Origin of the sequence: Halomonas sp. QHL1, from assembly GCF_001882345.1 — a bacterium.
GTDB lineage: Bacteria > Pseudomonadota > Gammaproteobacteria > Pseudomonadales > Halomonadaceae > Vreelandella.
In genome coordinates this window covers 3,145,147-3,166,883 of record NZ_MINL01000001.1, presented here as the reverse complement: position 1 = coordinate 3,166,883, position 21,737 = coordinate 3,145,147, and the positions used below count along the sequence as shown (strand labels likewise).

17 protein-coding genes and 2 tRNA genes are annotated in these 21,737 nt (G+C 55.1%); 1 reads left to right on the top strand and 18 read right to left on the bottom strand.

The features are described 5' to 3' along the window. Positions 1 to 9: 9 nt before the first annotated feature. The 15 genes from pnp to rlmE form a co-directional block, all read right to left on the bottom strand. Entirely contained in the window at positions 10 to 2,178 is a 2,169-nt protein-coding gene (gene pnp / locus QHL1GM_RS14605; RefSeq protein ID WP_071695110.1) for a polyribonucleotide nucleotidyltransferase, read from the bottom strand. A gap of 178 nt (positions 2,179 to 2,356) precedes the next feature. Beyond that, the gene (gene rpsO / locus QHL1GM_RS14600; protein WP_007111823.1) at positions 2,357 to 2,626 is read right to left on the bottom strand and encodes a 30S ribosomal protein S15; all 270 of its coding nucleotides are present in this window, start codon (positions 2,624 to 2,626) and stop codon (positions 2,357 to 2,359) included. Between the two features lie 108 nt (positions 2,627 to 2,734). Next, entirely contained in the window at positions 2,735 to 3,655 is a 921-nt protein-coding gene (gene truB, locus QHL1GM_RS14595) for a tRNA pseudouridine(55) synthase TruB (RefSeq protein ID WP_071695109.1), read from the bottom strand. Continuing rightward, positions 3,655 to 4,089, bottom strand: a complete 435-nt coding sequence (rbfA, locus tag QHL1GM_RS14590; RefSeq protein ID WP_071695108.1) for a 30S ribosome-binding factor RbfA — start codon at positions 4,087 to 4,089, stop codon at positions 3,655 to 3,657. Before rbfA ends, truB begins: the two co-directional genes overlap by 1 nt. Positions 4,090 to 4,107: 18 nt before the next feature. Then, positions 4,108 to 6,717, bottom strand: a complete 2,610-nt coding sequence (gene infB / locus QHL1GM_RS14585) for a translation initiation factor IF-2 (RefSeq protein ID WP_071695107.1) — start codon at positions 6,715 to 6,717, stop codon at positions 4,108 to 4,110. A gap of 27 nt (positions 6,718 to 6,744) precedes the next feature. Then, the gene (nusA, locus tag QHL1GM_RS14580; RefSeq protein WP_071695106.1) at positions 6,745 to 8,259 is read right to left on the bottom strand and encodes a transcription termination factor NusA; all 1,515 of its coding nucleotides are present in this window, start codon (positions 8,257 to 8,259) and stop codon (positions 6,745 to 6,747) included. Between the two features lie 72 nt (positions 8,260 to 8,331). Beyond that, positions 8,332 to 8,793 carry a ribosome maturation factor RimP gene (gene rimP, locus QHL1GM_RS14575; protein ID WP_007111828.1) on the bottom strand — a complete coding sequence of 154 codons (462 nt, stop codon included), beginning with the start codon at positions 8,791 to 8,793 and terminating at the stop codon, positions 8,332 to 8,334. 340 nt (positions 8,794 to 9,133) lie between these two features. Continuing rightward, positions 9,134 to 9,210, bottom strand: a tRNA-Met gene (locus QHL1GM_RS14570). Positions 9,211 to 9,387: 177 nt separating this feature from the next. Beyond that, a tRNA-Leu gene (locus QHL1GM_RS14565) sits at positions 9,388 to 9,474 on the bottom strand. Between the two features lie 74 nt (positions 9,475 to 9,548). Beyond that, positions 9,549 to 9,908, bottom strand: coding sequence for a preprotein translocase subunit SecG (secG, locus tag QHL1GM_RS14560; protein WP_071695105.1), 360 nt, complete (start codon positions 9,906 to 9,908; stop codon positions 9,549 to 9,551). 4 nt (positions 9,909 to 9,912) lie between these two features. Then, positions 9,913 to 10,662 (bottom strand): triose-phosphate isomerase, encoded by a 750-nt coding sequence (gene tpiA, locus QHL1GM_RS14555; RefSeq protein WP_071695104.1) that lies wholly within the window; start codon positions 10,660 to 10,662, stop codon positions 9,913 to 9,915. Positions 10,663 to 10,809: 147 nt separating this feature from the next. Continuing rightward, positions 10,810 to 12,159: a phosphoglucosamine mutase gene (gene glmM / locus QHL1GM_RS14550; RefSeq protein WP_071695103.1), complete on the bottom strand. Its 1,350-nt coding sequence runs from the start codon at positions 12,157 to 12,159 to the stop codon at positions 10,810 to 10,812. Next, complete coding sequence (gene folP / locus QHL1GM_RS14545; protein WP_071695102.1) at positions 12,156 to 13,070, bottom strand: dihydropteroate synthase; 915 nt, start codon at positions 13,068 to 13,070, stop codon at positions 12,156 to 12,158. The genes glmM and folP overlap by 4 nt, the downstream gene beginning before the upstream one ends. Before the next feature lie 130 nt (positions 13,071 to 13,200). Then, a complete protein-coding gene (ftsH, locus tag QHL1GM_RS14540; RefSeq protein ID WP_071695101.1) occupies positions 13,201 to 15,216 on the bottom strand; it encodes an ATP-dependent zinc metalloprotease FtsH in 2,016 nt (671 codons plus the stop codon). Positions 15,217 to 15,461: 245 nt separating this feature from the next. Further along, the gene (rlmE, locus tag QHL1GM_RS14535) at positions 15,462 to 16,109 is read right to left on the bottom strand and encodes a 23S rRNA (uridine(2552)-2'-O)-methyltransferase RlmE (protein WP_071695100.1); all 648 of its coding nucleotides are present in this window, start codon (positions 16,107 to 16,109) and stop codon (positions 15,462 to 15,464) included. Between the two features lie 114 nt (positions 16,110 to 16,223). On the opposite strand from rlmE, the gene yhbY reads away from it, so the two are divergent. Then, positions 16,224 to 16,550 (top strand): ribosome assembly RNA-binding protein YhbY, encoded by a 327-nt coding sequence (yhbY, locus tag QHL1GM_RS14530; RefSeq protein WP_008958789.1) that lies wholly within the window; start codon positions 16,224 to 16,226, stop codon positions 16,548 to 16,550. A 73-nt stretch (positions 16,551 to 16,623) separates the two neighbouring features. On the opposite strand, the gene greA is transcribed toward yhbY, so the two are convergent. The 3 genes from greA to carA all read right to left on the bottom strand — a co-directional run bounded on the left by greA (position 16,624) and on the right by carA (position 21,541). Then, positions 16,624 to 17,100 carry a transcription elongation factor GreA gene (gene greA, locus QHL1GM_RS14525; protein WP_071695099.1) on the bottom strand — a complete coding sequence of 159 codons (477 nt, stop codon included), beginning with the start codon at positions 17,098 to 17,100 and terminating at the stop codon, positions 16,624 to 16,626. Further along, positions 17,097 to 20,327 carry a carbamoyl-phosphate synthase large subunit gene (gene carB, locus QHL1GM_RS14520; RefSeq protein WP_071695098.1) on the bottom strand — a complete coding sequence of 1,077 codons (3,231 nt, stop codon included), beginning with the start codon at positions 20,325 to 20,327 and terminating at the stop codon, positions 17,097 to 17,099. The genes greA and carB overlap by 4 nt, the downstream gene beginning before the upstream one ends. 68 nt (positions 20,328 to 20,395) lie before the next feature. Next, on the bottom strand, positions 20,396 to 21,541 hold the full coding sequence (carA, locus tag QHL1GM_RS14515) for a glutamine-hydrolyzing carbamoyl-phosphate synthase small subunit (RefSeq protein ID WP_175540427.1): 1,146 nt from the start codon (positions 21,539 to 21,541) through the stop codon (positions 20,396 to 20,398). Positions 21,542 to 21,737 lie beyond the last annotated feature (196 nt).

Below are 21,737 nucleotides of genomic sequence, written 5' to 3'. Positions count from 1 at the left end.
TCGTACTCATTAAATCGTCGCTTCGGTTTCCGCTGCTTCCGCTGCAAAAGCGGCTTTCTCTTCTTCGGTGATCTCTTTCATCGACAGCTTCACGCGGTTGCGGTTGTCGATATCAAGCACCTTAACGATCACATCATCGCCTTCGTTCAAGAAGTCGCGCACGTTGTTAACGCGCTCGGCAACGATTTGCGAGATATGCACCAGGCCATCGGTACCCGGCATGATGTTAACAAACGCACCGAAGTCGGCAATACGCACGACCTTGCCGTTATACAGCTTGCCGATTTCCGCTTCTGCGGTAATCGCCAGTACGGTGTCAATCGCACGCTTGGCGGCGGCTTTATCTTCCGCATAGATGCGTACGGTGCCATCGTCGTCAAGGTCGATAGAGGCGCCGGTGTCTTCGCAGATTTTGCGAATCATTGCGCCGCCTTTACCGATTACGTCGCGGATCTTGTCTGGGTCGATTTTGATCGTTGCCATGGACGGCGCGTTGTCGGAGACATCGCTACGGCTCTGGCTGATCACGACATTCATCTGCTCGAGAATACTCAACCGCGCGGTCAGTGCTTGCTGCAGCGCGAGCTCCATAATCTCTTCGTTGATGCCTTCGATCTTGATGTCCATCTGCAGGGCGGTGACACCCTCTTCGGAACCGGCAACTTTAAAGTCCATATCGCCAAGGTGATCTTCGTCACCCAGGATATCGGTCAATACTGCAAAGCCGTCGGCGTCTTTCACCAGGCCCATAGCAATACCGGCGACCGGTGCTTTTAGCGGCACGCCTGCATCCATCAACGCCAGCGAAGAGCCACATACAGAGGCCATCGAGCTTGAGCCGTTAGACTCGGTAATTTCAGAGACGACACGGATGGTATAGGGGAAGACGTCTTCCGACGGCAGCATCGCCTGCACGCCACGACGTGCTAATCGGCCATGGCCGATTTCGCGACGCTTCGGGCCACCCATAAAGCCAGCTTCACCCACCGAGTAGGGAGGGAAGTTGTAGTGCAGCATAAAGCGGTCTTTACGCTCGCCCTCCAGTGATTCAATTAGCTGTGAATCACGCAGCGTGCCCAGCGTAGCTACCGCAATCGCTTGGGTTTCACCACGTGTAAAGATGGCAGAACCGTGCGCTTTAGGCAGCACACCGACTTCGATGGCCAGCGGACGAACGGTTTGATTATCACGACCATCAATACGTGGCTCGCCTTTTACCACCCGTGAACGCACAACGCGTTTTTCCAGGCCAGCAAAGGCACCTTTGACGTCATCTTTACTGAACTTGTCGTTAACCGGCTCGCCTTCATCAGCTGCCAGCTGTTCAATCGCCTGGTCTTTCAACTCAGCCAGTGCATCCTGGCGCTGCATTTTGTCGGTGATGCGGTAAGCGTCGCCCACTTTAGCTTCAAAGGCATCGGCCATAGCGGCTTTAAGCGCTTGGTTCTCTTCGGCGGCCTGCCACTCCCAGCGCGGCTTGCCCGCTTCGGCAACCAGTTCGTTAATGGCACTGATAGCGACCTGCATTTCCTGGTGGCCAAACAGTACGGCACCCAGCATTTCGTCTTCGAGCAGCTCTTTGGCTTCAGACTCAACCATCAGCACAGCTTTTTCAGTACCGGCGACGACCATGTCGAGCTCAGAGGTGGCCAGCTCTTCAACCGTTGGGTTGAGGAAGTAGCCTTGCTCTTCGTTAAAACCAACGCGGGCTGCGCCAATCGGGCCACTAAACGGCACGCCAGAGATGCTCAACGCCGCGGAGGTACCCAGCAGAGCGGCAATATCCGGATCGTGGTTACGGTCGGTGGAGAGAACGGTACAGACGACCTGCACTTCGTTCATAAAGCCTTTGGGGAACAGCGGACGGATCGGGCGATCAATCAGACGCGAGGTCAGCGTCTCTTTCTCAGTGGGGCGTCCTTCGCGCTTGAAGAAGCCGCCAGGAATCTTACCCACTGCGTAAGTTTTCTCTTGGTAGTGTACCGAGAGGGGGAAAAAGGGTTGGCTCGGGTTTGCCTCTTTACGAGCAACCACGGTACACAGTACGACGGTGTCATCCATTGTTACCATGACAGCGCCGGTAGCCTGGCGAGCAATACGCCCGGTTTCGAGCGTGACGGTGCTACGACCGTACTGGAACGTTTTCTTTACCGGATTCACAGCGACTTCCTTCAGCATTATCAATATCTACTTGTCTATTCGTTTAGGTCGTTTTGACTCGTTACCATTCTAGGCGCTAGAGCACGATAGGGCTACCAGTTCCGTCTCGCCTCTAGGACTATTAGGGTAAACACGAAACATAAAAAAACGGGCAGCTCCCAAGGAGCTGCCCGTTTCTAATCGTTGCCGTTAATGCTTAACGACGCAGACCTAAACGCTGAATCAGGGACTGATAGCGTTCGAAATCTTTACGCTTTAGGTAGTCCAGCAGCTTACGACGCTGGTTAACCATGCGGATCAGACCACGACGAGAGTGGTGATCCTGTTTGTTGGTCTTGAAGTGATCCTGCAGGCCATTAATATTGGCGCTCAGCAGTGCAACTTGCACTTCAGGGGAACCGGTATCGTTGTCGCCGCGGCCGTATTCGGTGACGATCTCGGCCTTCTTCTCAGCGGTTAAAGCCATCTGTCTCTCCAGTAAGCAATATGCCTAAAAATGAATGGTTGAGACCACGCATATTTGCAGTCTCAGGCTACTATTTTCACGTAGATAGTCGCTTCCTTGCAACGTATCTCACGAAATAGCGACAGTACTTAACAGTCGCTTAGGCGCCACTTCCTGGGCACCTTTCACTACGCCAAGGCCGATAAACGTCTCGGCGTAATAAAGTCTAGCTACTTCGTCCGGGGCTAATGCACCGGTTTCGAGAGCAGCTGGCTGGCCATGGGCCAAACGAGAATGGGCGGTGTCGTCTACCGTCAGTAACGGTAAATGATCCACCAGCACATCCACGGGCATTAGCTCAGCTTCAAGCGCCGCTTGATCGGCCAATGCTTCCAAGGCCTCTAGCGTCCACATCGCGTCGGCTAAAAAGGGCCCGGTTTTGAGCCTTCTTAGTTGACTGATGTGCGCACCACAGCCAAGCGCTTGACCAATATCTCCGGCTAACGTGCGGATGTAAGTGCCTTTACTGCAGCTTACTTCCAGCTCGAAAGCAGTGCCTTCAAACGATAGCAGGCGCGCATCATACACGCTTACGCGCCGTGCTGCACGCTCTACATGTTTACCTTCACGGGCTAACTCGTAGAGTTTTTTGCCCTGATGCTTTAGCGCCGAATACATGGGCGGCACTTGGTCAATCTCACCACGAAAACGGGTGAGCACAGCTTCCACGTCATCGACGCTTAGGCTGGGAACCTCATGCTGCTCAATAATCTTACCTTCCACATCGCCGGTATCGGTGATCACCCCCAGTTCTACCCGGGTGCGATACACCTTATCGGCTTCCAGCAAGTGCGATGAAAACTTGGTCGCTTCGCCTAGGCAAATCGGCAATAAGCCGGTGGCCATCGGGTCTAGCGTACCGGTGTGCCCGGCTTTTTGAGCCTGGAACAGCCGACGCACACGCTGCAGCGCATGGTTGCTGGAAACGCCCTTGGGCTTATCCAGCAGCAGTACGCCATTGACCGGCAAACCGCGACGTTGACGCGCCACTAGCGAGTTTTCTCACTTTGTTGGGCGTCGGTGTCTGGGTCACTGTCTTGATAATCATCATCGTCTTGATAGCGTGCACGATCCGTCGTCACCGCTTCATCAATCAATGAAGAAAGCTGCTGACCGCGCACCACACTCTCATCGAAATGAAAACGCAGCTCCGGTACGTGACGTAGCTTGATGCGCTTGGCAATCTGGCTTCTTAGAAAACCGGCAGCGCGCTTAAGCACCTGCAGATTCTCTTTAATACGCTCGGGCTCTTGCTCACCCAACAGAGTGACGTAGACGTCGGAGTAGCCAAGGTCACGGCTAACGGTGACACCGCTGACCGTGACCATGCCTAAACGCGGGTCTTTCACTTCTCGTTGGATCAGCACCGCCAGCTCCTTTTGGAGCTGGTCGGCTACCCGGTCGGTACGCTTAAATTCGCGCATGTTTAGCTCCTCGCAGCCTTACAGGCTACGCTCGACCTTCACTTGGTCGAAGACTTCGATCTTATCGCCGACTTGGACATCGTTGTAGTTCTTCACACCGATACCACACTCCATGCCGTTGCGCACTTCCTGCACATCGTCTTTGAAGCGGCGCAGCGATTCGAGCTCGCCTTCGTAGATCACCACGTCATCACGCAACACGCGGATCTTCTTATTACGATGCACGCTGCCTTCAACCACCATACAACCGGCGATGGCACCAATCTTCGGCGCACGGAACACATCGCGTACTTCAGCAATACCGACGATCTCTTCTTTCCACTCAGGTGCGAGCATACCGCTCATCGCCTGTTTGACCTCGTCGATCAGCTGGTAAATAACGCTGTAGTAACGCAGATCCAGGCCTTCGCGCTCAACGATCTCGCGGGCAGCGGCGTCAGCACGAACGTTAAAGCCGACGACGATGGCTTCCGACGCAAGCGCCAGGTTGGCATCGGTACCGGTGATACCACCGACACCCGAGGAAACCACAGCCACTTCCACTTCATCAGTGGAGAGCTCTTCCAGAGCGCCTTTGATCGCTTCCAGCGAGCCTTGAACGTCGGCTTTGAGAACGATGTTGACCTTGGCCACTTCGTCTTGGCCCATCTGGCTGAACATGTTCTCCAGCTTGGCCTTCTGCTGACGCGCCAGGCGCACTTCGCGGTATTTGCCTTGACGGAAGTTCGCCACTTCGCGGGCTTTTTTCTCGTCAGCGACGACCATAAAGTCATCACCGGCATCTGGCGTACCGCCCAAGCCTTGAATCTCGACCGGCATCGCAGGGCCAACCGAATCAACCTGCTGGGCAAGTTCGTTAGTCAGCGCACGTACACGACCGTAGTGAAGGCCAGCCAGAACGATATCGCCCTTTTTCAGCGTGCCGTTCTGAACCAGTACGGTAGCGACCGGACCACGACCTTTATCAAGGCGTGACTCAACCACCACACCTTTACCCGGCGCGGAAGGCACGGCTTTTAGCTCAAGCACTTCAGAAGCCAACTGGATCGCTTCCAGCAGCTCTTCCATACCTTCACCGGTCTTAGCAGACACGTGTACAAACTGTGTATCACCGCCCCACTCTTCCGAAATCACGCCGTGCTGCGAAAGCTCATTCTTGATGCGATCAAGATCGATACCATCTTTGTCGATCTTGTTGACCGCTACCACCATGGGCACTTCAGCGGCTTTGGAGTGCTCAATCGCCTCAATCGTCTGAGGCATAACGCCGTCATCCGCTGCAACGACCAGAATAACCACGTCCGTCGCCTTGGCACCACGGGCACGCATGGCGGTAAACGCCGCGTGGCCTGGGGTATCCAGGAAGGTCACGCCACCGTGGTTATCTTCAACGTGGTAGGCACCGATATGCTGGGTAATACCACCGGCTTCACCGGTCGCCACTTTCGCTTTACGGATGTAATCCAGCAGCGAGGTTTTACCGTGGTCAACGTGGCCCATCACCGTCACAACGGGTGAACGCGTGATCTCTTCGCCTTCGTAGGAGATGCCTTCGAGCATTTCCGTTTCCAGCGCGTCATCTTTAACCAGCTTCGCCGTATGGCCCATCTCTTCCACCACGATCGCAGCCGTATCCTGATCAATGGTTTGGTTGATGGTAACCGCCGCGCCCATGTTAAACATGGCCTTGATCACTTCATTGGCCTTGATCGACATTTTGTCGGCCAATTCCGCCACGCTGATAGATTCAGGGATCGATACTTCACGCACAATCGGCTGGGTCGGCTTCTGGAAAGCGTGCTTGCCATTGCCAGTCTGGTTGCCACCACGGCGACCACCACGACGTTGCTCGGCACGTTTCACCTTCTTACCGCCACCACCGCGCTTGCGCTCTTCGCGATCACCACGATCTTCATCGTCACGACGACCTTTAGCCTTCGCTGCCGTTTTCTTCGGCGGAGCGGTACGACGGTCAGAGCGGCCTTCTTTCGGCGGCGCTGGCGGCATATCGTCACCGGACGGCGTATCGTCGATTTCAAGATTAGGCACTTGAACATCAGGCGTAGCAGGTGCTTTGGCCGCTTTTTGCGTTGATCCAGCCTCTTTGTCGCTTCGCGCCGTGTTACTACTCGCCGTCGCTTCAGCTTCTTTATTGCTACGCGCGGTTGCCTCAGCTACCTGTGCAGCGCGGGCTTTCTTCGCTGCGGCTTTTTCTTCGGCTTCACGCGCATCGGTAACTTTGCGCTCAGCTTCGGCTTCCGCCATATCGCCCACTAGCTGGCGCGGGCCGGTGTAGCTAGGCTCCGGCGCTTTCGGCTTTTCATCTTCAGCGCTTTTGACGTAGGTTTTTTTCTTACGCACCTGCACTTCGATGGTTTTACCGCGTTCGCCGGTATTGATACGGCTACGGGTTTTGCGCGTCAGCGTGATGCGGTTTTTGCCTGCTTCAGCGGTGTCGCTACCGCCGTGGCTCTTCTTCAAGAAACTCAGCAGCTTCTGCTTATCTTCTTCAGATACAGCATCGCTTTCAGAAGCGTGCTTTAAACCCGCTTCTTTCATTTGCTCTAGTAGGCGAGGCACATCACGGCCCACCTTTCCTGCGAAATCTTTAACTGTCATATCTGACATATTGACCCTCCTCAGCCCGTGACCTGTTTACTGTGTGTTCGAATCCGATGCGTCATCGACTTCAAACCAGGGCGCACGGGCAGTCATGATCAGTGCCGCTGCGCGCGCTTCGTCCAACTCCTCGATATCGACCAGATCGTCGACAGACTGCTCGGCGAGATCTTCCATGGTGACAATGCCGCGACTGGCCAGAATGAAGGCCAGGTGGCGCTCCATGCCATCCATCTCCAGCAGATCAGCTGCTGGCTGGGCACCGTCTAGCGCTTCTTCCGAGGCAATTGCCATCGTCAGCAGCTCGTCTTTCGCACGTGCGCGTAGCTGCTCTACTATATCTTCATCGAACTCTTCGATTTCGAGCATTTCTTCCATCGGCACGTAGGCGACTTCTTCCAGGGTAGTGAACCCCTCTTCCACTAACAGGCGAGCGACGTCTTCATCCACTTCAAGGTGCTGAATAAAAGAGTCAACCAGGCTATCAATCTCTTGGTCGCGCTTAGACTCCGCTTCCTCTTCGGTCATGACATTAATCCGCCAGCCGGTAAGTTCAGAAGCCAAACGCACGTTCTGACCGCTCCGACCAATGGCCTGAGCAAGGTTGTCCTGCGCCACAGCCACATCCATCGCGTGAGCGTCTTCGTCCACTAGGATAGACCCAACATCGGCGGGCGCCATGGCGTTAATTACCAATTGGGCAGGATTATCGTCCCACAGTACGATATCAACGCGTTCGTTTTGCAGCTCCGAAGAGACCGCCTGAACGCGCGAACCGCGCATACCCACACACGCACCGACAGGATCAATGCGGCGATCATTGGTTTTTACCGCAATTTTGGCGCGTGAACCGGGGTCGCGAGCAGCACCTTTGATCTCAATCAACTGCTCAGCGATTTCAGGTACTTCGATTTTGAACAGCTCAATAATCAGTTCGGGACACGTCCGCGATAGCTGGAGCTGGGCGCCACGAGCGTCTGGGTCGACTTTGACCAACAGGGCACGTACCCGCTCGTTCATGCGGTAACGCTCGCCGTGAATCATTTCATTGCGCGGTAAAAACGCCTCAGCGTTTTCGCCCAAATCAATGATAAGGCCATCACGTGTGGTCTTTTTGACGATGCCCGCAACCAGTTCGCCTTCGCGATCGGCATATTGGCGCACGACTTCGGCCCGCTCTGCTTCACGCACTTTCTGTACGATCACCTGCTTGGCGGTTTGTGCAGCAATACGGCCAAACGAAGCGTTTTCGATGCTTTTTTCGACCACATCGCCTAGCTTCAGCGGTGGATCACGCTGCTCGGCGATGCTCTCTTTAATTTCGTAATCTGGCGTTTCGAATTCGTCATCTTCCACCACAGTCCAAGTGCGGAAGGTTTCGTATTCGCCAGTGCGACGGTCAATATGCACGCGCACATTGGCTTCTTCTCTTTCAAAACGCTTGCGTGACGCGCTCGCAAGAGCGGCTTCTACCGCTTCGAAAATGACATCACGCGGGACGCCCTTCTCATTGGAGATCGCGTCAACGACCATTAAAATTTCTTTACTCATGCGTATGCCTCGCCAGAAAACCTATCCTTATGTGCATCACCCCGGCAGCCTGCCGGCAGCGCCGCCACCCGGTCAATCGTCGAACTGCGGTACAATGTGAGCTGAATCAATACTCTCAATTGGAAAGCAGTACTCTTCGCCATCCAGTTGCAGCAGTACTTCATCCCCCTCAACACCGACCAAAAGCCCTTGATACTTGCGCCGCCCATCAAAGGCAGTGCGCAGTTTCAGCGCGACGTGATGACCTTGAAAGCGGGTAAACTGATCCAGGGAATACAAGGGACGTGCCATGCCTGGCGAGGAGACTTCCAACCGGTACTCACCGGCAATGGGGTCTTCTACATCCATAACAGCACTGACTTGGCGGCTAATATCTGCGCAGTCTTCCACGCTGACACCACTCTCGCGCTCGATATAGATCACCAGCCGCGAGTTTTTGCCCTGGGAAAGATGGTCGATGCCCCATAGCTCAAAGCCCATGGCAGCAACAACAGGTTCGATCAGCGCGTGAAGCGCAGCGTGTTTAGTGGCCACAGACAAAGCTCCTATAGCCGTTGCATCAGGCACCTGGCCAGGAGTTATTAGAAAAGCTAGGTGGCTGATTGGCGTTACTCGGGAATGTGTCTCCGGTTTTCCGGACGACATCCGCTATTAAGATATTCGTGCTAACGATATTTTTGCCAACAAAGCGGGCGCCGATACAACAGCAACCAAGCGCCTTTGCTAGCTAAAAGCTGCTAACAAAAAGCCCCTTCACTGGAAGGGGCTTTTTAAAAGAAACCTTGAGTACCATATTAGCAACATGTAGCAGGCTACACCTGGTACCAATGACTGTTTTCTCAAAGAAAACAACTCATCACATGCCACTAGAAAATGGTAGCGGGGACCGGATTTGAACCGATGACCTTCGGGTTATGAGCCCGACGAGCTACCAGACTGCTCCACCCCGCATCAATCTAGGTCGACGATAATAGACACTAAAGCTACTTACGTCAAGAACTACTTGCTTCAAGTACTATTTGCTTCAAGAACCACTTACTTAAAGCTGTCTTTTTCATCGCAGGTGCCAAACTGGCATTCTGGTAACGAAAGAAACGTTCTGGGAAGCTGGCGAGCCAGCAAAACAGATGGTGCCGAAGGCGGGACTTGAACCCGCACGACCATACGGTCACTACCCCCTCAAGATAGCGTGTCTACCAATTCCACCACTTCGGCATCAGGGGAGGCTAAAGAAACTCTTTATGTTTAAACAATTTTTCTGCCTAAACAATCTAAACAACGAGTACAACTTACTCGCCGCTTTCCTCTAGCACTGGCGCGGTATTATCCACATCCGCAGGCCTGTCGTCAAGCGTGGGGACGCTTTGCTGCTGTTCGATCAGACGCGAATCGGGGATGCCCGCTTCGGGTGCCTGGCCTGCCTGGGTGGCAAAGTAAGCTAGCGCCATTGAGGTGGCGAAGAAACCCGCCGCCAACAAAGCCGTGGTGCGCGACAAGAAATTACCGCTGCCCCGCGAACCAAACACGGTTTGTGATGCACCGCCCCCGAAAGCCGCACCGGCTTCGGCACCTTTACCCTGCTGAAGCAGAATGAGTACCACCAGGGCGACCGCAATCACCACATGAATCATAAGAATTGCAACTTGCATGGCGTTATCCTGCTGACTGACAAATGGCATAAAAATCATCGATCTTGAGTGAGGCTCCGCCCACTAGACCGCCGTCGATATCTGGCTGAGCGAGCAGCTCAGCCGCATTGCTTGCGTTCATACTGCCGCCGTAAAGCAAACGCAGTTGTTCAGCGAGCCCCTTATCAAAACCCGCTTGGTAGGCGCGAATGCCTGCCATAACGTCCTGTGCTTGCTCGGGCGTCGCCGTGCGCCCAGTGCCAATGGCCCAAACGGGCTCATAGGCAATCACGACCTGCTTGCGCTGATCGGGCTCTAAGCGGGACATTACATAGCCCACTTGACGAAGCACAACATCCATCGTGCGACCTGCGTCACGCTCCTCTAGAGACTCGCCCACACAAAGGATCGGCTTGAGATCGAAGCTTAACGCTGCCAATAGACGCGCGAAAATTTGTTCATCGCTCTCTTTATAAAGCTGGCGTCGCTCGGAGTGCCCCACCAATACATAAGAGACCGCAAACTCTTTTAGCATGCGGCCACTCACTTCGCCGGTATGCGCCCCAGAGTGAATAGGGTTCAGCGTTTGCGCGCCTAATGATAGCACCGTACCTTCAAACGCATGGCGCGCTGCATCCAAATAGGGGAACGGCGGAATAATAACGACATCCACGCTCGTTGGCGATACGGCGGCGGAGAAGGCCTGGCCGAATTCATTGATCAACGCCACGGAACCGTTCATTTTCCAGTTGCCGGCAATTAAAGGCGTACGCATCGACTCTCCTCACTCAAGGTGGAGCGAAATGGTATAGGAGCGGCCTTGTCAAGACAACCGCTGTTATAACCACAGGCTGGGTTTGCGAAACATGTTTACTAAACAAGTTTGCTGAACCGTTTTGCTGTGCTGGTTGGTTAAGCATGTTTAATCGAGCAGTGCCTGAACTTGACCAGCCAAAGTGCGTGCCAATTGGTCGACATCCAAATGGGCGCGCCCCTCCACCATCACACGAATTAGCGGTTCAGTACCTGATGGGCGTAGCAGCACTCGACCCTCATCGCCTAACTCATGCTCTAACGCAGCCACCGCCTGTTGAAGTGCCGTAGACTCCATGACCTCTTTTGCGCTGGCATGGGCGGGCAAACGCACGTTAACCAGCGCCTGGGGCACTTTCTCCAGCTCTTTTAAGAGTGTCGGCAGGCTCTTCTGCTCACGCATCATTAGTGCCAAAACCTGCAACGCAGAAACGACTCCGTCGCCGGTGGTCTGCACGTGACCGCAGACAATATGCCCCGACGACTCACCGCCTAGCTCCCACCCATTGACTGCCATGCGCTCCATCACAAAGCGATCACCCACTTTAGCTCGCTCAAAGGGGATCCCCAGCTTATCAAGTGCCATCGCTAAGCCAAAATTTGACATCACCGTGCCCACTACGCCGCCTTGAAGCAAACCACGCTCGTGGCGATCTCGGGCAATCAGATAGAGAATGTCGTCGCCGTCGACTTCACGACCGTCGCCGTCCACCATCAACAGACGATCGCCATCGCCATCAAAAGCGATCCCCAAATCAGCATTTTGCTGAATCACGGCAGCACGCAGAGCCGCGGGGTGCGTTGAGCCCACCTGCTGGTTAATGTTTAACCCATCGGGCGCAGAGCCAATAGTGGTGACATCAGCCCCCAGCTCGCGGAACACATTAGGCGCGATATGGTAAGTGGCACCGTGAGCACAATCTAAGACGATTTTGAGACCGTGCAAGCTAAGCCGATCAGGCAGAGTCGATTTGCAAAACTCGATGTAACGGCCTGCAGCGTCGTCGATGCGCGTCGCTTTACCCAGCTGCGCCGCTTCAGCCGTGGTCAGCGGCGCCTCTAACATCGCCTCAATACGATCTTCTGTCTCATCGGGGAGCTTCTTGCCCTCCGCGGAAAAGAACTTGATGCCGTTATCATCAAACGGATTGTGCGATGCCGAAATGACAATGCCCGCATCGGCACGAAATGTGCGCGTTAGGTAGGCAATGCCCGGCGTGGGCATTGGCCCTAGCAGCGATACATCGACACCTGCCGCGGAAAGCCCTGCTTCTAGAGCGGATTCGAACATATAGCCGGAGATCCGCGTATCTTTGCCGATTAGTACACGCGTTCGGCCTTTATCGCGGCGCAGCACCTGCCCCGCCGCCCAGCCCAATTTGAGCATAAAATCGGCGGTAATCGGCGACTTACCCACCGTACCGCGAATACCATCCGTCCCAAAATAGCGCCTTGTCATGCGTCAAACTCCTTGTTTAGCGGCGGCTCGCAGCCTTCTTGTAGTACCGCCCATGCCATATTGACTGCATCTACTGTTGCAGCCACATCATGCACGCGCAAAATATTTGCCCCACGCTCAACCGCCATGGCAGCGAGCGCCAAGCCACCGGGCAGACGTTCCTCTACCGGGCGGCCCAACACTTTACCAATCATACTCTTGCGTGACACACCCACCAGCAATGGAAGCTCAAGTGACTGAAGAACCTCCATGTATTTGAGTAAGCGTAGATTGTGCTCGACGGTTTTGCCGAAGCCAAAACCTGGATCTATCAATAATCGATTACGGCGCAGACCGGCCGCTTCGCATTCGGCAATCCGGCGTGACAAATAGTCAGCCACTTCCTCCTCGATCGGGCGCTGATAAGCGGGTGACTGCTGCATATCTTGCGGCTCACCCTGGCGATGCATCAAGCAGACGGGCAGACCACTACCCACCGCGGCCAGCAGAGCCCCCTCCCGCTCTAACGCGCGCACATCGTTAATCATTCCAGCGCCCAGCTCGCTCGCCTCGCGGATGACCGTCGGGCAGCTGGTATCCACCGATACCAGCGCATCCAGCTCGCGCACCAGGACCTCCACTACCGGCGCCACCCGATCCAGCTCTTCCTGGGGACTGACAGGGGTAGCTCCAGGGCGAGTCGACTCGCCACCCACGTCTATTATCGCCGCCCCTTCGGCCAGCATCCGCTCGGCGTGGCGCAGAGCGTCATCCAGTGCCACATGCTGACCGCCATCGGAAAAAGAGTCCGGGGTGACATTGAGAATGCCCATTACCCGGGGAAAGGAGAGATCCAGCAGATGGCGTCCGCAACGCAGTTGAAAAGCATTTTCTGCGGTTCGTGTAGAGGACATGTCCAAAATTGATTTCATGCTGCAGCCTGATCAAGAAAATAAACATTGCAGTGGTATGCACACAGCATAACAAAAAAGGCGCCCCTGACGGGGCGCCTTCGGCTCAAACGCTGGCGTAATTATCTAAGCCATTATTTCAGCAATATAACTAGGGACCTGCAGGGCCGCCTAGCGGGTCTGAGGGACGGCGACGCGGCTTGTCGTCACCCTCTTCGCTATCACCGCCAGAAGAATCACTTCCAGAAGCGTTTGAAGAAGCGTCGTCTTCGGCCTTCGCTTGCGGCTTGTCATCGTTGACAGGCGTGCCGCCACCGGATGAGTCACCGTCGTCCCAGCCTTCCGGCGGGCGCGGATCACGACCTTCCATGATGTCCTTCAACTGCGTGGCATCAATGGTCTCGTACTTCATCAAGGCCTCGGCCATGGCATCCAGCTTATCGCGATTATCGGTCAGGATTTGGCGTGCCTGCTCGTAGCAATCGTCGATGATTTTGCGGACTTCCTTATCAAGGCGCGTGGTCGTATCACCCGACTTCATCTTACCGCCACCCTGACCCGGGCCGCCGAGGAACTGATGGGACTCATCCTCGTCGTACATGATCGGGCCCATTTCGTCCGACAAGCCCCACTTAGCAACCATGTTGTGAGCCAGCTCAGTAGCACGCTTGATGTCGTTGGAGGCACCCGTGGTCACTCCATTCGGGCCTAACGTCATCTCTTCGGCAATACGGCCACCAAACAGTGAGCAGATTTGCCCTAAAATTTGCTGACGAGAGAGGCTGTAGCGATCCTCTTCCGGCAGGAACATAGTGACACCCAGCGCACGGCCCCGCGGGATAATCGTTACCTTGTAGACCGGATCATGGGAAGGCACAACCAAACCGATAATGGCGTGACCCGACTCATGGTAAGCCGTATTGAGCTTCTCTTTGTCAGTCATGACCATCGATTTGCGCTCAGCGCCCATCATGATCTTATCCTTCGCCAACTCAAGCTCTTCCATGCTGACCAAGCGCTTATTGCGGCGAGCGGCAAACAGGGCGGCTTCGTTGACCAGGTTGGCCAAATCCGCGCCCGAGAAACCAGGCGTACCACGAGCGATCAGCTGCGGTTTTACGTCATCACCCAGCGGCACTTTACGCAGGTGAACGCCCAAAATGTGCTCACGACCACGAATATCCGGTAAGCCGACCGTTACCTGACGGTCAAAGCGGCCTGGGCGCATAAGCGCAGGGTCGAGTACGTCAGGACGGTTAGTCGCGGCGATAACGATGACGCCTTCGTTGGCCTCAAAACCGTCCATTTCAACCAGCAGCTGATTCAACGTCTGTTCGCGCTCGTCGTTACCGCCACCCATGCCAGCACCGCGTGAGCGACCAACAGCGTCGATCTCATCGATAAAGATGATGCACGGCGCCTGCTTCTTAGCCTGTTCGAACATGTCGCGCACACGCGATGCACCGACACCGACAAACATTTCCACGAAGTCTGAACCGGAAATTGAGAAGAACGGTACTTTCGCTTCGCCAGCAATCGATTTTGCCAGCAGCGTTTTACCGGTACCTGGAGGCCCCACCATTAATACGCCGCGGGGAATCGTACCGCCCAAGCGCTGAAATTTAGTCGGGTCACGCAGGAAGTCGACCAACTCTTCGACTTCTTCCTTGGCTTCATCACAGCCAGCCACGTCGGCAAAGGTCGTTTTAATCTGATCCTGGGAGAGCAGCTTGGCCTTCGATTTACCAAAGCTCATCGGGCCGCCTTTACCACCACCGGCTCCACCCTGCATTTGGCGCATGAAGAACATAAAGATGCCCAAAATCAGCAAAATCGGGAAGCTGGCAATAAGTAGCCGCGTCCAGATACTTTGCTGCTCTGGCTCTTTGCCCACGACCGTCACATTATTGCTCAACAGATCGTCCATCAGCTTCGGATCTTCTGCCGATGGGCGGATCGTCTGAAACTGAGAGCCATCCGTACGCTCACCACTGATGGTGTAACCATCAATTGTTACGCTACGTACCTGCTGATTTTGCACCTGTTGCACAAACTGAGAATAGTTGGTGTTTTGCGGTGCGCTTTCGGTGCTGAAATTATTGAACACAGTCAGTAGGACGGCCGCGATGACCAACCACAGAATCAGGTTCTTCGCCATATCATTCAAGGGGCTACCCTCATTACAAGAATCCGTCAGTTAAACCCTGATGCTTATAAATCCTTCTACTAGGACATTACATCAGCATCAAGCGTTCAACCATTGCCAAAGCGTCTTATATTATGCCTCGGGCCATCTGTGTCACGCGCAATTATGGCGCCTAATGTGACACACGTTGCGCTTGCCTGTCTGGCAATCGCGCTGATAAATCTTGGCTATGAACCACACGGGCGGTGTCTCCTGGTTAAGGACAGTCACCCGCGAAACCCTTCGGCCAGAAAATAAACTTCCCGGGAACGCGCCCGGGAGGCATCTGGCTTACGGGTTACTACCTTGCTAAAGCTGCCGCGCAACTCTTTCAAATAGGCGTCAAACCCTTCCCCCTGGAATACTTTAGCTAAAAACCGACCACCGGGTGACAACGTTTCGCGCGCGAGTTCTAACGCTAGCTCCACTAAATACATCGCCTGAGGCTGATCAATCGCCGCCATACCACTCATATTGGGGGCCATATCCGACATCACAAGGTCTACACGGCGATTATCCAGGCGTTTTAGTATCGCCTCTAGCACCGCCTCTTCTGTGAAATCACCTTGGATAAAGTCCACCCCGGCCAGTGCATCCATTTCCAGGATATCAGAGGCAATCACCACACCTTCAGGCCCTACTCTCTCCGCAGCGATTTGACTCCACCCACCGGGGGCTGCTCCAAGATCAATCACCGTCATACCGGAACGCAGCAGTTTATCCTTTTCATCCAACTCGATCAGCTTATAGCTGGCACGGGAGCGGTAGCCATCTTGCCAGCTCTGCTTAACGTACTGGTCGTCAAAGTGCTCCTTCTTCCAGTTATTGCTGGTCTTGCTAACGGAATGTTTTCGGTTTGGGGGCTTTTGCTGCATGTGGGAATCTAACACTGGAATAAGAGATGGGCGCATTCACGCGATCGCTTTCACTCGGTGACGTTTCACCGTAAGATGGAGCGTTAAGCGCTAACCGGGATACCGCAAGATACCATGAGCTTGTCACAGGCACAAAAGAAAGCATTTCGTAGCATTGGCCACCATCTTAACCCAGTGGTCACCGTTTCTGAGAACGGCGTCTCCGAAAATTTGCTCGCAGAACTTAACCGCGCACTTACTGATCACGAGCTGATCAAAGTGAAGCTTGCCATTCCTGAGCGTGATGATCGTGCTGCTATGATAGCCGAGCTAATCGCCAACAGCCGAGCCGACCTGGTACAAACCATTGGCAAAATGGCACTGCTCTACCGCAGAAACCCGCAGGTGAACCCGAAGCTTTCTAATGTTACCCGCTTCGAGAACCATCACGGACGGCATTAACCGTTAAGCGCCGCGGCACTAAAACGCCCCTTCAACCGAACTAATCAAGGTCAATTGAAGGGGCGTTTTTTTATCAAACGTATTCGACGCTACCTACCTCATACTCCACGTCGCCGCCGGGGGTTTTGACCACCACGACATCTCCCTCTTCCTTGCCGATCAGGGCACGGGCAATCGGAGAGGTGACAGAAATGCGGCCAGACTTAATATCCGCCTCATCTTCACCGACAATACGATACGAGACTTCCGCGTCGGTCTCCAGATTCATTAGCGACACCGTGACACCGAAAATCACTTTGCCGGTTTTCGGCAGCTTAGTGACATCAATCACTTGCGCAACAGAGAGTTTGCTTTCGATCTCCTGAATACGCCCTTCGATAAACCCCTGCTGCTCGCGAGCGGCGTGATACTCGGCGTTCTCCTTAAGATCACCGTGTTCACGCGCTTCAGCGATGGCCGCGATCACCTGCGGACGCGCTTCGCTTTTAAGGTGGTTGAGCTCTTCACGAAGGCTTCTTTCTCCCGCCACTGTCATCGGGACCTTGTTCATTGACTTGCTCCTGCATGCAGATCCTGAAGGCGCCGCACCGTAATCTCCCTACCGTACTCAAGCGCCATACAAACAGCATTAGCGCCCGCCAAGGTGGTCGCATAGGGCACCTTGCGCGAGAGAGCAGTACGGCGAATGACCGAAGAGTCGTTAATAGCCTGACGACCTTCAGTAGTGTTCACAATGTAGGCGATTTCGTTGTTCTTAAGCAGATCGACGATATGGGGACGACCTTCGTAGACTTTATTGACGTGTTCCACGGCAAGCCCGGCAGCTTCCAAAGCAGCCGCTGTTCCCCGTGTTGCACATAGCGTAAAGCCTAATGCTAACAGAGAACGACCCACTTCGATAATCCCTGCCTTGTCCGGTTCACGCACGGAAAGGAACGCTTTACGCTCGCCGGTCAGCGCCGGAATCGCTTCGCCCGCTCCCAGCTGTGCCTTGAAAAACGCCTCTGCAAAGGTGTCGCCAGAGCCCATTACTTCGCCGGTGGACTTCATTTCCGGCGACAGAATCGGATCGACGCCCGGGAATTTATTGAACGGGAAAACGGCCTCTTTAACACTATAGAAGTGCGGCACAATTTCCTTCTCAAAGCCCTGTTCAGCCAGGGTTTTACCGGCCATACAGCGCGCCGCAATCTGCGCCAGCGAGGTGCCGATGCACTTGGACACAAAGGGCACCGTACGCGAAGCGCGAGGGTTGACCTCGATGACGTAAATCTCGCCATCCTGCCAAGCCAGCTGCACGTTCATTAGACCTTTAACGCCCAGCTCAACCGCCATCTGCTTAACCTGATGGCGCATTTCGTCCTGCACATCGGCAGGTAGCGAGTAAGGCGGCAGCGCGCAGGCGGAGTCACCGGAGTGAACGCCCGCCTGCTCTACGTGCTGCATGATGCCGCCGATCACCACCTGCTGACCGTCCGACACCGCATCGATATCGATCTCGATTGCGGCACTCAAAAAGTGATCCAGCAGCACCGGTGAGTCGTTGGAGACTTTCACCGCGTGGGTCATGTAGTTTTCAAGCTCGGAGGCGTCGTAGACGATCTCCATCGCCCGACCACCCAATACGTAGCTTGGGCGCACTACCAGCGGGTAGCCAATTGCTTCGGCTTTATCGAAGGCTTCCGCAAAGCTGCGCGCCGTGGCATTGGGCGGCTGCTTCAGGCCCAGCTTGTCGATCATCACCTGGAAGCGTTCACGGTCTTCGGCGCGGTCGATAGCGTCCGGCGTGGTACCAATGATCGGCACACCAGCAGCCTCTAGCTCACGGGCCAGTTTCAGCGGCGTCTGGCCGCCGAACTGAACGATCACGCCCACCGGCTTCTCTTTGTCGGCAATTTCCAGCACGTCTTCCAGCGTCACCGGCTCGAAGTAGAGACGATCAGAGGTGTCGTAATCGGTCGATACGGTTTCCGGGTTGCAGTTGACCATGATGGTTTCATAGCCGTCGTCGCGCATGGCGAAGGCGGCGTGAACGCAGCAGTAATCAAACTCGATACCCTGGCCGATACGGTTAGGGCCTCCGCCCAGCACCATGATTTTCTGACGGTCAGAAACATCCGCCTCGCACTCCTCTTCATAGGTGGAGTACATATAGGCGGTATCAGAGGCAAACTCGGCGGCACAGGTATCAACGCGCTTATAAACCGGGCGAATACCGGCGGCCTGGCGGGTTTGACGGAACTCTTTTTCGCTGACGCTGAGCAGTTTGGCCAGGCGTGCATCGCCGAAGCCTTTGCGCTTGAGCTGATAGAGCTCACGGGCAGAGAAGTCGGCCAGCGTGCGTTTGGCGACGGCGTTCTCAGTCAGCACCAGGTCTTCCAACTGCACCAAGAACCAGGGGTCGATATTGGTCAGGGCAAAGACCTCATCGACGCTCATGCCCGACCGTATGGCATCCGCCACGTAGAAAATACGCTCGGCGCCCGCAGCCTGGAGCTCGCCCTGGATAATCGCCATGTTGTCTGGCGTGAAATCGGTAATGATCGGATCGAGACCATCGTTACCGGTTTCCAGACCGCGCAGCGCTTTCTGCAGCGACTCCTGGAACGTGCGGCCAATCGCCATCACTTCACCCACCGACTTCATCTGCGTCGTTAGGCGATCGTTGGCCTGGGGAAATTTCTCGAAGGTGAAGCGTGGAATCTTAGTGACCACGTAATCGATAGACGGCTCAAACGATGCCGGCGTACGCCCGCTGGTAATGTCGTTCTGCAGCTCGTCCAGGGTATAGCCAATCGCCAATTTAGCGGCGATTTTAGCAATCGGGAAGCCGGTCGCTTTAGAGGCCAGCGCCGAAGAGCGCGACACCCGCGGGTTCATTTCGATAACGACTAAGCGCCCGGTTTTGGGATCCATACCAAACTGGACGTTAGAGCCACCGGTCTCTACGCCAATCTCGCGCAGCACCGCGAGGCTGGCGTCACGCATGATCTGATACTCTTTATCCGTCAGCGTTTGCGCCGGGGCCACGGTGATCGAATCACCAGTGTGTACGCCCATGGGGTCGAAGTTCTCGATCGCGCAGACGATGATGCAGTTGTCGTTTTTATCGCGCACAACTTCCATCTCGTACTCTTTCCAACCCAGCAACGACTCATCGATGAGCAGCTCGTGGTTGTTGGAAAGCTCAAAACCGCGCGTACAAATCTCTTCGAACTCTTCCTTGTTATACGCCACGCCGCCGCCGGAGCCGCCCATGGTGTAGGAAGGACGAATAATGGTCGGAAAACCCAGCTCAGCCTGAATTTCCCAGGCTTCATCCATGGTGTGGGCGACTTTCGCTTTCGGGCACTCCAAACCAATGCGCTTCATGGCCTGATCGAACAGGTCGCGGTCTTCGGCCATGTTAATCGCATCGGCGTTGGCACCGATCATCTCGACGCCGAACTTCTCCAGTACGCCATGCTTTTCAAGCTCAAGGGCGCAGTTCAGCGCAGTCTGGCCGCCCATGGTGGGCAGAATTGCGTCGGGGCGTTCGGCCTCAATAATTTTCTCTACCGTCTGCCAGGTAATCGGCTCGATGTAAGTAGCATCAGCCATGGCCGGATCGGTCATGATGGTGGCGGGGTTGGAATTAACCAAAACAACCCGGTAACCCTCTTCGCGCAGTGCTTTACACGCCTGGGCGCCGGAGTAGTCGAATTCGCAGGCCTGGCCGATCACAATCGGGCCAGCGCCAATGATCAAAATAGTGTTGATGTCGGTACGCTTAGGCATAACGGTTCCCGCAAAAAATGGTGACGATGAGCGACAAAAGACGGCGATACGGTGATGTGAAGGACGCGTTAACGGCGTGCCTGCATCATAGCCACGAAGCGATCAAACAGCGGCGCCACGTCACGCGGGCCGGGGCTCGCTTCCGGGTGGCCCTGAAAGCTGAACGCGGGCCGGTCGGTGAGCTCAATCCCTTGCAAGGTGCCATCGAACAGCGACCGATGCGTTGCGCGAACGTTGGCAGGTAGTGTTGCTTCATCCGCCGCAAAGCCGTGGTTCTGGCTGGTGATCATCACGGTGCCGGTATCCAAATCCTGCACCGGGTGGTTGGCACCGTGGTGGCCGTGGCTCATTTTGACCGTTTTGGCACCTGCGGCGAGCGCCAGCAGCTGGTGGCCCAGGCAGATACCAAACACCGGGATTTCGGTTTCCAGTACGTCTTGAATCGCTTTAATGGCGTAGTCACAGGGCTCTGGGTCGCCGGGGCCATTGGCTAAAAACACGCCATCCGGCTTCATTGCCAGCACGTCAGCGGCAGGTGTTTGCGCGGGCACCACCGTCAGGCGACAGCCGCGGGCGGCCAACATGCGCAGGATGTTGAATTTCACGCCGTAGTCGTACGCCACCACATGGTAGGGGCGCTCGCTTTTGGAAGCATCAGCGTAGCCTTCACCAAGCGTCCACTCACCCTCTGACCACTCGTAGGCCTCTTTACACGACACCTCTTTGGCCAGATCCATACCCTTCAGGCCAGGGAAAGCCTTGGCGGCTTCCAGCGCCCGCGCCACTGCATCATCACCTTCGGCATCAGCACCCGCTAAAATCGCCCCGTTCTGCGCGCCTTTATCGCGCAAAATGCGCGTTAAGCGGCGGGTGTCGATATCGGCAATGCCTAGCACATTCTGGCTTTTCAGGTAGTCCGACAGCGACTGCTCTGAGCGGAAGCTGCTGGCCATCAGCGGTAGATCGCGAATCACCAAACCCGCTGCGGCAATAGAAGCTGATTCGATGTCTTCAGAGTTAATGCCGGTGTTGCCGATGTGGGGATAGGTGAGAGTAACGATTTGGCGGGTGTAGGAGGGGTCGGTGAGGATTTCTTGATAACCGGTCATGGCCGTATTGAATACCACCTCACCGCTTGTTAATCCGTCCGCGCCAATGGCGATGCCGTGGAACACGCTGCCATCTTCCAAGGCCAATATTGCGGGTTTGCTCAATGCGGGGTTATTCAAAACAAGATCCTCCCATGCTGGTGGGAGCCTGAGGGCGCAGGCTCAGCAATTTCTTCATTCATCCACGACGCTAGTTATCAAAACTATCGTCGTTAAAGCGTTTGTCATTAAAGCGCTTGCTATTAAAACAAGGGCCGTAAAAAAGCGGGACGAAGCCGATAAAAAGAATCGGTTTCATCCC

Excerpts from the sequence above, each read along its gene's own strand:
- pnp (WP_071695110.1), bottom strand. The coding sequence starts at position 2,178 with ATGCTGAAGGAAGTCGCTGTGAATCCGGTAAAGAAAACGTTCCAGTAC.
- rpsO (WP_007111823.1), bottom strand. The coding sequence starts at position 2,626 with ATGGCTTTAACCGCTGAGAAGAAGGCCGAGATCGTCACCGAATACGGC.
- rbfA (WP_071695108.1), bottom strand. The coding sequence starts at position 4,089 with ATGCGCGAATTTAAGCGTACCGACCGGGTAGCCGACCAGCTCCAAAAG.
- infB (WP_071695107.1), bottom strand. The coding sequence starts at position 6,717 with ATGTCAGATATGACAGTTAAAGATTTCGCAGGAAAGGTGGGCCGTGAT.
- nusA (WP_071695106.1), bottom strand. The coding sequence starts at position 8,259 with ATGAGTAAAGAAATTTTAATGGTCGTTGACGCGATCTCCAATGAGAAG.
- secG (WP_071695105.1), bottom strand. The coding sequence starts at position 9,908 with ATGCAAGTTGCAATTCTTATGATTCATGTGGTGATTGCGGTCGCCCTG.
- tpiA (WP_071695104.1), bottom strand. The coding sequence starts at position 10,662 with ATGCGTACGCCTTTAATTGCCGGCAACTGGAAAATGAACGGTTCCGTG.
- glmM (WP_071695103.1), bottom strand. The coding sequence starts at position 12,159 with ATGACAAGGCGCTATTTTGGGACGGATGGTATTCGCGGTACGGTGGGT.
- folP (WP_071695102.1), bottom strand. The coding sequence starts at position 13,070 with ATGAAATCAATTTTGGACATGTCCTCTACACGAACCGCAGAAAATGCT.
- rlmE (WP_071695100.1), bottom strand. The coding sequence starts at position 16,109 with ATGCAGCAAAAGCCCCCAAACCGAAAACATTCCGTTAGCAAGACCAGC.
- yhbY (WP_008958789.1), top strand. The coding sequence starts at position 16,224 with ATGAGCTTGTCACAGGCACAAAAGAAAGCATTTCGTAGCATTGGCCAC.
- greA (WP_071695099.1), bottom strand. The coding sequence starts at position 17,100 with ATGAACAAGGTCCCGATGACAGTGGCGGGAGAAAGAAGCCTTCGTGAA.
- carB (WP_071695098.1), bottom strand. The coding sequence starts at position 20,327 with ATGCCTAAGCGTACCGACATCAACACTATTTTGATCATTGGCGCTGGC.